Consider the following 13,174-nt stretch of genomic DNA (forward strand, 5'->3'; position numbering starts at 1 on the left):
CCCGAGGTGTGCGATGGAGTTCAACGACGATGCGGATCTCGACACCAGCCAGGTCGACGACCGCCGCGGCTCAGGTGGAGGAGGCGGCGGTGGTGGCGGTGGCCTCGGCGGCATCCCGATCCCGATCGGCGGCGGCAAGAGCGGCCTGATCATCACCATCGCCATCCTGGCCATCGTCATCTGCGGCGGCGGCGGGCTCTTCGGCAGCGGCATGCTGGGCGGCGACGAGCAGGGCGACAACACGAACATCAGCAAGTCCTGCGACAAGAGCAACCCGGACCGCTTCAAGAACGCCGACTGCCGCAACGTCCTCTACATCAACTCGGTGCAGGCGTACTGGCAGCAGATGCTCCCGCAGTCGTTCGGCACGACGTACCGGCCGGCCAAGACGGTCTTCTTCAGCAACGCCGTCAACACCGGCTGCGGCCAGGCGGACTCCGGCGTCGGCCCGTTCTACTGCCCCGCGGACGGCCAGGTGTACATCGACCTCACCTTCTACAACGAGCTGTCGAGCCGCTTCGGCGCCTCCGGCGAGTTCGCGGCGCCGTACGTGATCGCCCACGAGTACGGCCACCACATCCAGAACCTGCTCGGCACCAACGCCAAGGCGCAACAGGGCGACCAGCAGGGCGCGAACTCGGCGTCGGTGCGCCTGGAGCTGCAGGCCGACTGCTACGCCGGCACCTGGGCCAACCACGCCACCGAGACGAAGGACCCGCAGGGCGACGCGCTGTTCAAGTCGATCACCGAGGCGGACGTCGGCGAGGCGGTCGAGGCGGCGGAGGCGATCGGCGACGACACGATCCAGAAGCGCTCCGGCAGCCGGGTGAACCCCGACGCCTTCACCCACGGCACGTCGGCGCAGCGCAAGAAGTGGTTCCTCCAGGGCTTCAACACGGGCGACCCGCGCCGGTGCGACACCTTCAGTACGAGCAGCCTGTGATCGAACGGCTCCAGGCGGTCTTCACGGCCGGCGCGGACCCCGACCGCGCCGGCCCCATGAAGGCCTACATGCGCGACCAGTTCGAGTTCCTCGGCCTCACCAGCGAGCCCCGCCGCGCGCTGACCCGCGAGGTCCTGGCCGGCACCGCCAAGCCGACCGAGCGCGAGCTCGTCGAGGTCGCGCTCGCGTGCTGGGCCCTGCCGGAGCGCGAGTACCAGTACTTCGCCTGCGACTACCTGCGCCGCCACGCCAAGGTCCTCACCCCGGCCGCGCTGCCGGCGATCCGCACGCTCATCACCACCAAGTCGTGGTGGGACACGGTCGACATCCTGGCCGCGAACGTGGTCGGGCCGATGGTGGCCGGCCACCCGGCGCTGCGGACCGCGATGGACGAGTGGGCGGTCCGCCCGGGCGAGCTGTGGACGGCGCGCACGGCGATCCTGCATCAGCTCCGGTACGGCGGGCGCACCGACACCGACCGCCTCTTCGCCTACTGCGCGGCCTGGGCGACGGAGCCCGACTTCTTCATCCGCAAGGCGATCGGCTGGGCCCTGCGCGAGTACGCGAAGACCGACCCGGCCGCCGTGCGCGCCTTCGTCGAGGGCCACCCGGCGCTGAGCCCGCTGTCGGTCCGCGAGGCGCTCAGAAGGCGCTGAGGATCCGCCCGCCGTCGACCCGGATCGTGGCGCCGCAGACGTAGTCGGCACCGGTCCCGCACAGGTACGCGACGGCCGCCGCGATCTCCTCCGGCCGCCCGAGCCGCCCCACGTCCGTCTCCGCGGCGGCGGCGTCGAGCTCGGCGCCGAACGGCCGGATCCCCTCGGTGTCGATCGCGCCGGGCGACACCACGTTCGAGGTCACGCCCGAGCCCTTCAGCTCGCGCGCGAGCGACACCGCCAGGTTGTGCCGGGCCGCGAGGGCCGCCTCGTAGTGCGGCGCCATCGCATCCGGCTGGCTGGCCAGTCCCCCGCCGATCTGTACCACGCGACCCCATCCGCGGTCGCGCATCGGCGGCACCATGCGCCGGATCAGCCGTACCGCAGACACCACATTGGTCTCGTAGCTCTCCACCCACCGCTCGGGCGAGGCCTCGCTCCACTGCCGCCGGTCGTAGCGCCCGGCGTTGTTGACCAGGATGTCGACGTCCCCGGCCTGTGCGGCGACCCGCTCGGCGCCCGCCTCGGTGGCCAGGTCGCCGAGGACGTAACGGGCGCCCCCGATCGCCTCGGCGACCGCGGCCGTGCGCCGCTCGTCCCGCCCGTGCACGACCACGGCGGCCCCCTCGGCGGCCAGCGTGTGCGCGATGGCCTCCCCCAGCCCCGACGACGAGCCGGTCACCAGTGCCCGCCGGCCGCTCAGTTCGAGATCCACACTCCGTCACTTCCACGTTCGGACGGAGAAAAACCGGTGGCCACGGTACTTCGGGAGCCGTCAGACTCGGCGCCATGCCGAGCATGAGATGTCGCAGCCGTGTCCTCGCCCCTGCGGGGGAAGGCGCGCGCCGACAGTCCTGCTCCCCGGCGGAGGCGAGCCGCAAGCAGCAGCCGTGAGCGCCGGCGGGCTCGGGGAGGTCGTCCTCTCCGGCCTCCTCGCCGGCTACGGCGTCGCCATGCCGGTCGGCGCGATCGGCGCCCTCATCGCCTCATTGGCCGCCCGCACGTCCTGGCGGGTCGGCGTCTCGGCCGCGCTGGGCGTGGCGACGGCCGACGGCGTGTACGCGGTGATCGCCGTGCTCGGCGGCGCCGCCCTCGCCGGGGTGATCGCGCCGATCGCCACCCCGCTCCGCTGGATCGCGGCGGTCGTCCTGCTGGCCCTGGCGGCCAAGACGGCGGCCGACGCGCTGCGCGCGCGGGGCCGGCCGGCGACCGCCCGGTCCGCCGAGGGCCGGATGAGCCGGCCGCTGGGGGCGTACTTCGCGCTGCTGGGCCTGACCCTGCTCAACCCGGCCACGATCGTGTACTTCGGCGCCCTCGTGATGGGCCGCCGCGCCGACGACGGCCTGTCCGCGGGCGCGGAGACCCTGTGGGTGACGGCGGCGTTCGTGGCGTCGGCGAGCTGGCAGCTGCTGATCGCGGGCAGCGGCTCGCTGCTGGGCCGCCTGCTGACCAGCCCGTCCGGCCGCCTGTGGACGGCCCTGTCCTCAGCGGCGGTCATCGCGGTCCTGGCCCTGCTGCTACTGATCCCCTGACCCGCCCCGCCCGGGAGACGCGCAACGGCCGCGGCGCGCACAATCGCGCGGCGCGGCCGTCCCGGCGGAGGTCGGGTCAGACGTTGAAGCCCAGGGCGCGGAGCTGGTCGCGGCCCTCGTCCGTGATCTTGTCCGGGCCCCACGGCGGCAGCCAGACCCAGTTGATCCGGATGTCCGACACCAGGCCGCCGCCCGGGCCGGTGCACAGGGCCTGGCGGGCCTGGTCCTCGATGACGTCCGTGAGCGGGCAGGCCGCCGACGTGAGCGTCATGTCCAGGGTCGCCACGTTCTCCTCGTCGACGTGGATGCCGTAGACGAGACCCAGGTCGACGACGTTGATCCCGAGCTCCGGGTCGACGACGTCCTTCATCGCCTCTTCGATGTCGGCGAGTACCGCGGTCATGATGGTTCCTCCGTAGACTCCGCAGAAGAAGCCCGGCTGAGCGCGTCCTTGAACGCCATCCAGGGCAGCAGGGCGCACTTGACGCGCGCAGGATACTTCGCGACGCCGGCGAACGCGACGGCGTCCTCCAGCACCGCCTCGTCCGGCTCGACCGCGCCGCGACCGCCCATCAGCTCCGCGAACGCCTCGTGTCGGCGCAGCGACTCGGCGATCGTGCCGCCGGTGAGCAGATCGTGCAGTACGCTCGCCGACGCCTGGCTGATCGAGCAGCCCATGCCCTCGTAGGACACGTCCGCCACCACGTCGCCCTTGATCGTGACGCGGAGCGTGACCTCGTCGCCGCACGTGGGGTTGACGTGGTGCGCCTCGGCGTCGAACGGCGCCCGGAGCCCCCGGCCGTGGGGGCGCTTGTAGTGATCCAGGATGATCTCCTGGTACAGCTGGTCGAGTTGCATCAGGCGAAGACCTTCCGCACCCGCTCCACACCGCGGACGAGCGCGTCGATCTCGTCCGTCGTCGTGTAGAGGTAGAACGAGGCCCGGGTCGTCGCCGGCACGCCGAACCGCACGCAGGTCGGCCGCGCGCAGTGGTGGCCGACGCGCACCTGCACGCCCTCGTCGTCGAGGATCTGGCCGACGTCGTGCGGGTGGACGCCCTCGACGGTGAACGAGATCGTCGCGCCGCGGTCCACAGTGGACTTCGGGCCGATGATGCGCACGTCCGGCACCGACTGCAGCGCGTCCAGCGCGTAGGCAGTGAGCGCCTTCTCGTGCGCCACGACGGCGTCCATGCCGACCGCCGACAGGTAGTCGACGGCCGCGCCGAGGCCGACCGCCTGGGCGATCGGCGGCGTGCCGGCCTCGAACCGGGCCGGCGGGGGCATGAACGTCGTGCCGGTCATCGCCACGGTCTCGATCATCGAACCGCCGCCGAGGAACGGCGGCATCGCGTCGAGCAGCTCGAAGCGGCCCCACAGCGCGCCGATGCCGGTCGGGCCGAGCATCTTGTGGCCGGTGAACGCCACGAAGTCGACGCCCAGCGCCGACACGTCGACGGGGACGTGCGGCACCGACTGCGAGCCGTCGAGCAGCACCAGCGCGCCGACCTCGCGAGCCCGGGCGGCGATCACGTCGACCGGGTTGATCGTGCCGAGGATGTTCGAGTAGTGCACGAACGCGACCAGCTTGGTCCGCGGCGTGATCAGCTCGTCGATCCGGGACAGGTCGAGCCGGCCCTCGTCGGTCATGCCGAACCACTTGAACGTCGCGCCGGTCCGCTGGGCGAGCAGCTGCCAGGGCACGATGTTCGAATGGTGCTCCATCTCGGTCACGACGATCTCGTCGCCGGGGCCGAGCCGGAAGCGCGGGTCGTCGGCATCCGCGGTGAACGCGTGCGCGACCAGGTTGATCGCCTCGGTCGAGTTCTTGGTGAACACGATCTCGGCGGCCGCCGGGGCGCCGACGAACGCGGCGATCTTCTCGCGCGCGCCCTCGAACGCCTCCGTCGACTCGGTGCCGAGCGTGTGCACCGAGCGGGCCACGTTGGCGTTGTGCTGTTCGTAGTGCTCACGCACCGCGTCGATCACCTGGCGCGGCTTCTGCGAGGTGTTTCCCGAGTCGAGGTAGACCAGCGGGTTGCCGTTGATCTGCCGGTCGAGGATCGGGAAGTCCTTGCGGATGGACTCAACGTCGAGTGCGCTCATGTATGGAACCCTTACGCGAGTGGGGCCGGTTCGGCGTCGGCGAGGTAGCGCTTGTAGCCCTCGTCCTCGAGCCGCTCGGCGAGCTCGGGCCCGCCCTCCTCCACGATCCGGCCACCGGCGAAGACGTGGACGAAGTCCGGCTTGATGTAACGAAGAATCCGCGTGTAGTGCGTGATCAGCAGCAGGCCGGTGTCACCCGACGAGCGCACCCGGTTGACGCCCTCGCTCACGATGCGCAGCGCGTCGATGTCCAGGCCGGAGTCGGTCTCGTCGAGCACCGCGATCTTCGGCTTGAGCAGCTCGAGCTGCATGATCTCGTGGCGCTTCTTCTCGCCGCCGGAGAAGCCCTCGTTGACGTTGCGCTGCGCGAAGGCCGGGTCCATCTGCAGCTTCTCCATGGCGCCACGCAGCTCGCCGGCCCAGGTGCGCAGCTTCGGCGCCTCGCCGTCGATCGCCGTCTTGGCGGTGCGCAGGAAGTTCGCGACCGAGACGCCGGGGACCTCCACGGGGTACTGCATGGCGAGGAAGAGCCCGGCGCGGGCCCGCTCGTCGACCGTCATCGCGAGGACGTCCTGGCCGTCGAGGGTGACGGTGCCGCCGGTGACCTCGTACCGCGGGTGGCCCGCGATCGAGTACGCGAGCGTCGACTTGCCGGAGCCGTTGGGACCCATGATGGCGTGGGTCTCGCCCGCCCGGACCGTCAGATCCACACCGGCGAGGATCGGCTTGAGCTCGCCGTCGGGCAGCTTGACCGAGACCTGCAGGTTGCTGATGGAAAGCTCGCTCACTTGGTGACTCCGTTACTCGGGTTCGGGTCGATGTAGACGTCGCCGTCGCGGACCTCGACGGGGTAGACCGGGACCGGCTCGGTGGCGGGCAGCCCGGTGGGCTCGCCGGTGCGCAGGTCGAAGCGCGAGCCGTGCAGCCAGCACTCCAGGGTGCAGCCCTCGACCTCGCCCTCCGAGAGCGCGACCGAGGCGTGCGAGCACTCGTCGTGGACGGCGTAGAAGTTGTCGTCGTCGGCGTGGACCAGCGCGATCTCGGTGCCGTCGACGGTCACCTGGACGGCCTCGCCCTTGGCCACGTCGGTGGCCGCACATACACGGATCATGAGCCGGCCTGCTCCAGACGCGCCTCGATGGCCACGCCGAGCCGGTCGCGGAGCTCCTCGACCGGGATCTTGTGCAGCAGCTCGTGGAAGAAGCCGCGCACGACGAGCTTGCGGGCCTGGTCGTCCGGGATTCCCCGGGACATCAGGTAGAACAGCTGCTCGTCGTCGAAGCGGCCGGTAGCGCTCGCGTGGCCGGCCCCGGCGACCTCGCCGGTCTCGATCTCCAGGTTGGGCACCGAGTCGGCGCGCGCCCCGTCGGTCAGGACCAGGTTCCGGTTGATCTCGTACGTGTCGGTGCCGGTCGCCTCGGCCCGGATCAGCACGTCGCCGACCCAGACGGTGTGCGCGTCGGCGCCCTGCAGCGCCCCACGGTACGCCACGTAGCTGCGGCAGTCGGGCACCGAGTGGTCGACGAGGAGCCGGTGCTCGAAGTGCTGGCCGGCGTCGGCGAAGTAGAGGCCGAACGCGTCGATCTCGCCGCCGCGGCCGGTGTAGTCGACACTGGTGTACTGCCGGACCAGGTCGCCGCCGAGGGTCACCTGCACGTGCTTGACCTTCGCGTCGCGGCCCAGCCGGAAGCGGATGTGCTGTGCCTGCACGGCGTCGCCGTCCCAGTCGGTGACGGTGACGAACGTGAGCCGCGCACCGTCGGCGACCAGCACCTCGACGTTGTCGGCGAGCGTGACCGTGCCGGTCTGCTCCAGCACGACCGTGGCCTCGGCGAGCTGCCCGACCTCGACGATCGTGTGCCCGAACGCGACCTCGGACGTCGAGCCGGCCAGGCGGACCACGGCCGGCGCGTCGAGCACCGCATTGCGCGCGACCGAGACGACGAGCGCCTCGGCGGCCGCACCGGCGGCGAGGGCGCTGATCCGGTCGAACGGGGTCAGCGCCGAGCCGACGCGCGCGTCACCGCGGTCGACCGTGGTGACCGTGACGCCGGCCGGCAGGTCGCCGACCTCGGCCTTCGGGGCGGTCGCACCGGTCGTGTCGGTCGCCGCCGCCAGCCCGCGGAGGCGCTTGAGCGGCGTGAACCGCCACTCCTCCTCGCGGCCGGTGATCGCCGGGAAGTCGGCGACGTCGAACGAGCGGACCTGCTGGGCGCGGGTCTTCGGGGGTACCAGAGCGGGGGCGCTCATCCGACAGCGCCCTCCATCTGCAGCTCGATGAGCCGGTTGAGCTCCAACGCATACTCCATGGGCAGTTCCTTGGCGATCGGCTCGATGAAGCCGCGCACGATCATCGCCATCGCCTCGTCCTCGGTGAGGCCGCGCGACATCAGGTAGAACAGCTGGTCGTCGCTGATCTTCGACACCGTGGCCTCGTGACCCATCGAGACGTCGTCCTCGCGGATGTCGACGTACGGGTACGTGTCCGAGCGGGAGATGGTGTCCACCAGCAGCGCGTCGCACTTGACCGTCGACTTCGAGTGGTGGGAGCCCTCGAGCACCTGGACGAGGCCGCGGTACGAGGTGCGGCCACCGCCGCGCGCGATGGACTTCGACACGATCGTGGACGACGTGTGCGGGGCGGCGTGGACCATCTTGGCGCCGGCGTCCTGGTGCTGGCCCTCGCCGGCCATCGCGACGCTCAGGACCTCGCCCTTGGCGTGCTCGCCGGTCATGAAGACGGCCGGGTACTTCATCGTGACCTTGGAACCGAGGTTGCCGTCGACCCACTCCATGGTCGCGCCCTCGTGGCAGACGGCGCGCTTGGTGACCAGGTTGTAGACGTTGGTCGACCAGTTCTGGATCGTGGTGTAGCGGCAGCGGGCGTTCTTCTTCACGATGATCTCGACGACCGCGGAGTGCAGCGAGTCGGACGAGTAGACCGGCGCGGTGCAGCCCTCGACGTAGTGCACGTAGGCACCCTCGTCGACGATGATCAGGGTCCGCTCGAACTGGCCCATGTTCTCGGTGTTGATCCGGAAGTACGCCTGGAGCGGGATCTCGACGTGCACGCCCTTCGGCACGTAGATGAAGCTGCCGCCGGACCAGACCGAGGTGTTCAGCGAGGCGAACTTGTTGTCCCCGACCGGGATGACGGTCGCGAAGTACTCCTTGAAGAGCTCCTCGTGCTCCTTCAGCGCGGTGTCGGTGTCGAGGAAGACGACGCCCTGCTCCTCGAGGTCCTCGCGGATCTTGTGGTAGACCACCTCGGACTCGTACTGCGCGGCGACGCCCGCGACCAGCCGCTGCTTCTCAGCCTCGGGGATGCCCAGCTTGTCGTACGTGTTCTTGATGTCCTCGGGCAGCTCGTCCCAGCTCGCGGCCTGCTTCTCGGTGGAGCGGACGAAGTACTTGATGTTGTCGAAGTCGATGTGCGACAGGTCAGCGCCCCACGCCGGCATCGGCTTGCGGCCGAACAGCCGCAGGCCCTTGAGACGCAGGTCGAGCATCCACTCCGGCTCGTTCTTCTTGGCGGAGATGTCGCGCACGACGTCCTCGTTGAGGCCGCGGCGCGCCGAGGCCCCCGCCGTGTCGGAGTCGGCCCAGCCGTACTCGTACCGGCCGAGGCCGGCAAGCTGATCGGCAGTCGTCATCTCACGTTCCTTTGCCTATCGGGACGGGCACCGGGAAGCACCGGCGCCGGAATGTGGGTCGTACAGACGCCATCGCCGTTGGCGATGGTCGCGAGCCGCTGGACGTGCGTGCCAACCAGCCGGGAGATCACCTGGGTCTCCGCCTCGCACAGCTGTGAGAACTCGGCGGCGACGTGCGCCACCGGGCAGTGGTGCTGGCAGAGCTGCCCGCCGGTCGCGATCGTGGTCGCGCCCGCGGCGTAGCCCTCCGCGGTCAGCGCCTGGGCGAGCGCCTCGGCCCGCGCGAGCGGGTCGTCGCCCGCCTCGGCCATGGCCGAGCGGCAGCGCTCCTCAAGCGCAGCGACCTGCTCGGCGGCGAACTCGGACACCGCCTTCGCCCCGCCGTGCGCGGCGATCCAGCGCAGCGCGGCGGTCGCCAGCCCGTCATACGTGTGCGGCAGCGCCTCGCGCGCGGCCGCGGTCAGCGTGAACGTCCGCGCCGGGCGCCCGCGTCCGCGCCGCCCGCGCTCGGCCCGCTCGCGGCTCTCGACGAGCCCCTCGGCGAGCATGGCGTCGAGGTGCCGCCGGATGCCCGCGGGGCTCAGCCCGAGGGCGAGCGACAACTCGGAGGCGGTGGCGGACCCTTGCTGGAGCAGCAGCTCGGTGACCCGGTCCCGGGTCCGCACGTCGAGCGCGGCGCCGGGCGGGCACGCGTCAGCGACCTGCGGCCGGACCGCAGGAGAGGTCGCCTCGGCGTTTTTCACAACACCAACGTTACGTAATTCGCCGATGGCCAGCAAACCACCCCTCGGGTGATCCACGGCACGGAAGGTAACCCTAACCAAACCTACCCACAGCGGGCCGTCACCCATGATCGCAGAGCACGGGCGGCGGCAGCACAGGGCCTGGGGACGGATATGTCCGGCACTGGCGCGCCGCCGCGGGCGCCATGCCCATGATCAAGGGAAACTTCTGGTCGCCATGACAGCCAGATGTTTTCCTTGATCATGGAGCGCGGCGGTCGGCCCCCGCCCCGACCTCGCCCGACCCGCGAGCCACAACCGGAACATAACCGAAATGTCGGAAATGTCGGGTGCGAAGCGCCCGACATTTCCGCGCTCCACCACCGCGGCCACGTGGGGCGACGCGGGGTGATATGTAGCCTCGCGTAGTATCGGCGCGTGCTGCGCTTCCTGTCCCGGGTGCTCGGCAGCGTGCTGCGATTCCTGCTGCGACTCCTCGACAGCAGGGCCACGCTGCGGCGGGCCGCCCTTGCCACCCTGGTCGCCAACATTGGCATCGTCGTCACCGGCGGGCTGGTCAGGCTCACCGGGTCCGGGCTCGGGTGCCCGACCTGGCCGCGGTGCACCGACGACTCCTATGTGACGACGCGGGAGATGGGCTTCCACGGGGTCATCGAGTTCGGCAACCGGACGCTGACCTTCCTCATCGGGTTCATCTCCGCGGTCGCGCTGATCGCGGCCTGGCGGCAGCGCAAGCGGGTGCCGGGCGTGCTGGCCGGGGCGATCTGGGTGCTGCTCGGCATCGGCATGCAGGGGGTCATCGGCGGCATCACGGTGCACATGGAGCTCAACCCGTGGATCGTGGCGACCCACTTCCTCGCCTCCATGGTGCTCATCGCGATCGCCTACGTGTTCTGGTACCGCACCAGGGAGATCCCGCCCGCCTGGACCGCGCCGAAGGCGATCCGCACCGGCGGCGTGCTCATCACGGTCGTGAGCGCGGCCGTGCTCGTGCTCGGCACCATCGTCACGGGGAGCGGGCCGCACTCCGGCGACACGCGGGCCAGCCGGACCGGGTTCGACCCGGCGGCCATGTCGCAGCTGCACGGCGACGCCGTGTTCGTGATGGTCGGGCTCACGGTGGCGATGTGGCTCGGGCTGCGCGCGCTCGGGGCGCCGCTGCGGGTCACGCGGGCCGCGGCCACGCTGCTGGCCGTGGAGCTGGCGCAGGGCGTGGTGGGCTTCGTGCAGTACTTCACCGGACTCCCCTGGCCCGTGGTCATCCTGCACATGCTGGGCGCCTGCCTGGTCTGGACGTCGACGCTCAGCGTCCTGCTGTCGCTGACGCCACGGGCAACGGGTCAGGCCGTCGAGGAGCGCGACCACTCGCTGGCCAGCACCGCGTAGAGCAGGTCGTCGGTCCACTCGCCCTTCCACCAGCTGGCCTGCACGCTCAGGCCCTCGCGGCGGAAGCCGAGCCGCTCGAGCAGCCGGGCGGACGGCGCGTTGCGCGCGTCGAGCGACGCGCGCACCCGGTGCAGGCCCTCCTCGACCAGCAGGAACTCCACGACCCGGCGGACGGCCTCGGTGGCGTAGCCGCGGCCCTGGAACGCCGGCGCGAGCGTGAACCCGATCTCGGCCTGGCGGCCGCCGTCGCCCCGGTTCACGCCGACGTCGCCGACGAGCGCGCCGCCGTCGCGGGCCTCGACCGCGTACTGGAACCAGCCCTCCCGCTCGGGGTCGAGGTGCGCGGTCTCGGTGACGAACGCGATCGCGTCGCCGAGCGGGAACGGCGCGTCCCAGGACTGGTACCGGGCCACGTCGGGGTCGGACCGGTAGGCGGCCAGGGCGGGGGCGTCAGCCGGGCGGAACCGGCGCAGGACGAGACGGTCGGTCTCCAGCAGCACGCGCCCACTGTAGTGCCGCCGACGCGCAGAGCAACCCGACCGCCGCCGACGTCATGAGCCGCACGCCGAGGACGTGGACGCCGTGGTACCCCAGGAGCCAGGTCGCCACGAACCCGAGCGCGGTGACGCCGACCGCCACGCCCCAGAACGCCAGCGGCGCCCGCGGCACCTCCGGCGCCGGCCCGTGCCAGTCCCGCAGCAGGCGGCGGCGCCCGATGTACCACAGGAACAGCGGCGTCAGCAGCACCGCCCATCCGTCGCTGGCCCGGCGGATCTGGTACCACGCGGCCACCGGCCCCGGATGCGTCACCAGGTCGAACAGCAGGTGACTGGCCACGCCGATCAGGGCCGACCACACCGTGACGAACCACCGGTGCCGCACCCGGCCGAGCACCCCGAAGTCCCGCAGCAGGCTCGGCAGGTGCGCGGCGACGACGGGCGCGCCGAGCCGGGCCAGCCAGGCGGCGAGGACCGCCGTCGGCAGTCCCCACCAGAACATGGCCGGGACCGTGTGGCTGCGGATGGTGACCCCGAACCCGTCGAGGGCGTAGGCGAAGTCGGGCGCGCAGGCCCCGGTGGCGAGGGCGACCCCGTCGAACCACCGGGGCCGCCACAGCTTCAGCGGCAGCACGGCGAGCGGATGCGTCGGCAACGTCGAAGGCACGCCCCGATGCTGCCCACGAAGGCCGCGAAAACGCCCGGCGTGCACGAAACCCGCACAACACCTCTACCGTTGAGCGGTGACCTACACGCTGGACTGGGACGAGCAGGCGCCGCGGCTGGCGGCGGCCGCGACCGACGAGGCCGGGTGGTACGCGGCGGTCGCCGCCGAGCTGGTGCGGGACACCGACCGGGTGGCGATCGACGTCGGCTGCGGCGGCGCCGGGATGACGGTCGCCCTGGCCCGTCGCATCGACCGGGTCATCGCCGCCGACCACAACGAGAAGGTCCTCGACGCCGCGCGGACGGTGGTCGCGGACGCCGGAGCGACCGCCGAGTTCGCCGTCGTGGACCTGGACAAGCCCCTGGACCTGCCCGAGGCCGACCTGGTGTGGTCGTCGGCGGCCGTGCACCACGCCGGCGACCAGCAGGCCACGCTCGACAAGCTGGCCCGGCTCGTGCGGCCCGGCGGGCGGCTGGCGATCGCCGAGGGCGGGCTGCGGCCGCGGCACCTCCCGTGGGACGTCGGCGTCGGCGAGCCCGGGCTGGAGGTCCGCCTCGACGCGGCCCAGGACCGCTTCTTCGCCCGGATGCGGGCCGAGCTGCCCGGCAGCGTCCCGATGCCGTACGGCTGGCCCGAGGCGCTGCGCCGCGCCGGGCTGGAGGACGTCACCACCCGGACGTTCCTGCTGGAGCGGCCGGTGCCGCTGTCCGCCGCCGACCGGGAGCGGGTCGTGGCACAGCTCGGCCGGCGCCTGGAGTGGCTGCGGGACACCGACCTGCTCGCCGGCGAGGACCGGCGGACCTGGGAGCGGCTGCTCGACCCGGACGGTCCGGACTGGCTCGGCCACCGCGACGACCTGCACTCGATCGAGGCGCGCAGTGTGCAACTGGGCACCCGGAAAAGGAAAACCCGCGAACCATAATTCGTTGCCAGGCTGTAAATTCATCTGCACGTTCTAGGGTCCCCGATCTTTGCTGTGCCACCCTTTTGCA

The 13,174-nt window shown here is 71.5% G+C and carries 16 protein-coding genes; 5 read left to right on the forward strand and 11 right to left on the reverse strand.

Annotated features, from left to right (window positions below):
- The first annotated feature begins 13 nt into the window (after positions 1 to 13).
- Positions 14 to 943 carry a neutral zinc metallopeptidase gene (locus ABZS66_RS05750; RefSeq protein ID WP_354755516.1) on the forward strand — a complete coding sequence of 310 codons (930 nt, stop codon included), beginning with the start codon at positions 14 to 16 and terminating at the stop codon, positions 941 to 943.
- Complete coding sequence (locus tag ABZS66_RS05755) at positions 940 to 1,599, forward strand: DNA alkylation repair protein (protein ID WP_354755517.1); 660 nt, start codon at positions 940 to 942, stop codon at positions 1,597 to 1,599. The genes ABZS66_RS05750 and ABZS66_RS05755 overlap by 4 nt, the downstream gene beginning before the upstream one ends.
- Here the strand turns inward: ABZS66_RS05755 and ABZS66_RS05760 are convergent.
- Positions 1,586 to 2,314 carry an SDR family oxidoreductase gene (locus ABZS66_RS05760; RefSeq protein WP_354755519.1) on the reverse strand — a complete coding sequence of 243 codons (729 nt, stop codon included), beginning with the start codon at positions 2,312 to 2,314 and terminating at the stop codon, positions 1,586 to 1,588. The genes ABZS66_RS05755 and ABZS66_RS05760 overlap by 14 nt on opposite strands.
- Positions 2,315 to 2,552: 238 nt before the next feature.
- Between ABZS66_RS05760 and ABZS66_RS05765 the strand changes: the two genes are divergently transcribed.
- The gene (locus tag ABZS66_RS05765) at positions 2,553 to 3,131 is read left to right on the forward strand and encodes a LysE family transporter (protein WP_354755655.1); all 579 of its coding nucleotides are present in this window, start codon (positions 2,553 to 2,555) and stop codon (positions 3,129 to 3,131) included.
- A gap of 76 nt (positions 3,132 to 3,207) precedes the next feature.
- On the opposite strand, the gene ABZS66_RS05770 is transcribed toward ABZS66_RS05765, so the two are convergent.
- The 8 genes from ABZS66_RS05770 to ABZS66_RS05805 are packed head-to-tail and all read right to left on the reverse strand — an operon-like array spanning position 3,208 to position 9,554.
- On the reverse strand, positions 3,208 to 3,534 hold the full coding sequence (locus ABZS66_RS05770; RefSeq protein ID WP_238011286.1) for a metal-sulfur cluster assembly factor: 327 nt from the start codon (positions 3,532 to 3,534) through the stop codon (positions 3,208 to 3,210).
- Complete coding sequence (gene sufU / locus ABZS66_RS05775) at positions 3,531 to 3,989, reverse strand: Fe-S cluster assembly sulfur transfer protein SufU (protein WP_354755521.1); 459 nt, start codon at positions 3,987 to 3,989, stop codon at positions 3,531 to 3,533. Before sufU ends, ABZS66_RS05770 begins: the two co-directional genes overlap by 4 nt.
- Entirely contained in the window at positions 3,989 to 5,236 is a 1,248-nt protein-coding gene (locus ABZS66_RS05780; RefSeq protein ID WP_354755523.1) for a cysteine desulfurase, read from the reverse strand. Before ABZS66_RS05780 ends, sufU begins: the two co-directional genes overlap by 1 nt.
- Before the next feature lie 11 nt (positions 5,237 to 5,247).
- Positions 5,248 to 6,024, reverse strand: coding sequence for a Fe-S cluster assembly ATPase SufC (sufC, locus tag ABZS66_RS05785; RefSeq protein ID WP_354755525.1), 777 nt, complete (start codon positions 6,022 to 6,024; stop codon positions 5,248 to 5,250).
- Positions 6,021 to 6,347, reverse strand: a complete 327-nt coding sequence (locus tag ABZS66_RS05790) for a bifunctional 3-phenylpropionate/cinnamic acid dioxygenase ferredoxin subunit (protein WP_354755527.1) — start codon at positions 6,345 to 6,347, stop codon at positions 6,021 to 6,023. Before ABZS66_RS05790 ends, sufC begins: the two co-directional genes overlap by 4 nt.
- The gene (gene sufD / locus ABZS66_RS05795) at positions 6,344 to 7,486 is read right to left on the reverse strand and encodes a Fe-S cluster assembly protein SufD (RefSeq protein ID WP_354755529.1); all 1,143 of its coding nucleotides are present in this window, start codon (positions 7,484 to 7,486) and stop codon (positions 6,344 to 6,346) included. The genes ABZS66_RS05790 and sufD overlap by 4 nt, the downstream gene beginning before the upstream one ends.
- Positions 7,483 to 8,889, reverse strand: coding sequence for a Fe-S cluster assembly protein SufB (gene sufB, locus ABZS66_RS05800; protein WP_354755531.1), 1,407 nt, complete (start codon positions 8,887 to 8,889; stop codon positions 7,483 to 7,485). The genes sufD and sufB overlap by 4 nt, the downstream gene beginning before the upstream one ends.
- Entirely contained in the window at positions 8,886 to 9,554 is a 669-nt protein-coding gene (locus tag ABZS66_RS05805; protein ID WP_354755657.1) for an ArsR family transcriptional regulator, read from the reverse strand. Before ABZS66_RS05805 ends, sufB begins: the two co-directional genes overlap by 4 nt.
- A 495-nt stretch (positions 9,555 to 10,049) precedes the next feature.
- Between ABZS66_RS05805 and ABZS66_RS05810 the strand changes: the two genes are divergently transcribed.
- Positions 10,050 to 11,018 carry a COX15/CtaA family protein gene (locus ABZS66_RS05810; RefSeq protein ID WP_354755532.1) on the forward strand — a complete coding sequence of 323 codons (969 nt, stop codon included), beginning with the start codon at positions 10,050 to 10,052 and terminating at the stop codon, positions 11,016 to 11,018.
- Here the strand turns inward: ABZS66_RS05810 and ABZS66_RS05815 are convergent.
- Together ABZS66_RS05815 and ABZS66_RS05820 are read right to left on the reverse strand one after the other, a co-directional pair.
- Positions 10,973 to 11,518: a GNAT family protein gene (locus tag ABZS66_RS05815; protein ID WP_354755534.1), complete on the reverse strand. Its 546-nt coding sequence runs from the start codon at positions 11,516 to 11,518 to the stop codon at positions 10,973 to 10,975. The two genes, ABZS66_RS05810 and ABZS66_RS05815, sit on opposite strands and share 46 nt — an antisense overlap.
- A complete protein-coding gene (locus tag ABZS66_RS05820; protein ID WP_354755536.1) occupies positions 11,469 to 12,182 on the reverse strand; it encodes a DUF4184 family protein in 714 nt (237 codons plus the stop codon). Before ABZS66_RS05820 ends, ABZS66_RS05815 begins: the two co-directional genes overlap by 50 nt.
- A 76-nt stretch (positions 12,183 to 12,258) precedes the next feature.
- On the opposite strand from ABZS66_RS05820, the gene ABZS66_RS05825 reads away from it, so the two are divergent.
- Entirely contained in the window at positions 12,259 to 13,104 is an 846-nt protein-coding gene (locus ABZS66_RS05825; RefSeq protein ID WP_354755538.1) for a methyltransferase domain-containing protein, read from the forward strand.
- The last annotated feature ends 70 nt before the right edge of the window (positions 13,105 to 13,174 follow it).

This window comes from Dactylosporangium sp. NPDC005572 (assembly GCF_040605515.1).
Classification (GTDB): domain Bacteria; phylum Actinomycetota; class Actinomycetes; order Mycobacteriales; family Micromonosporaceae; genus Dactylosporangium.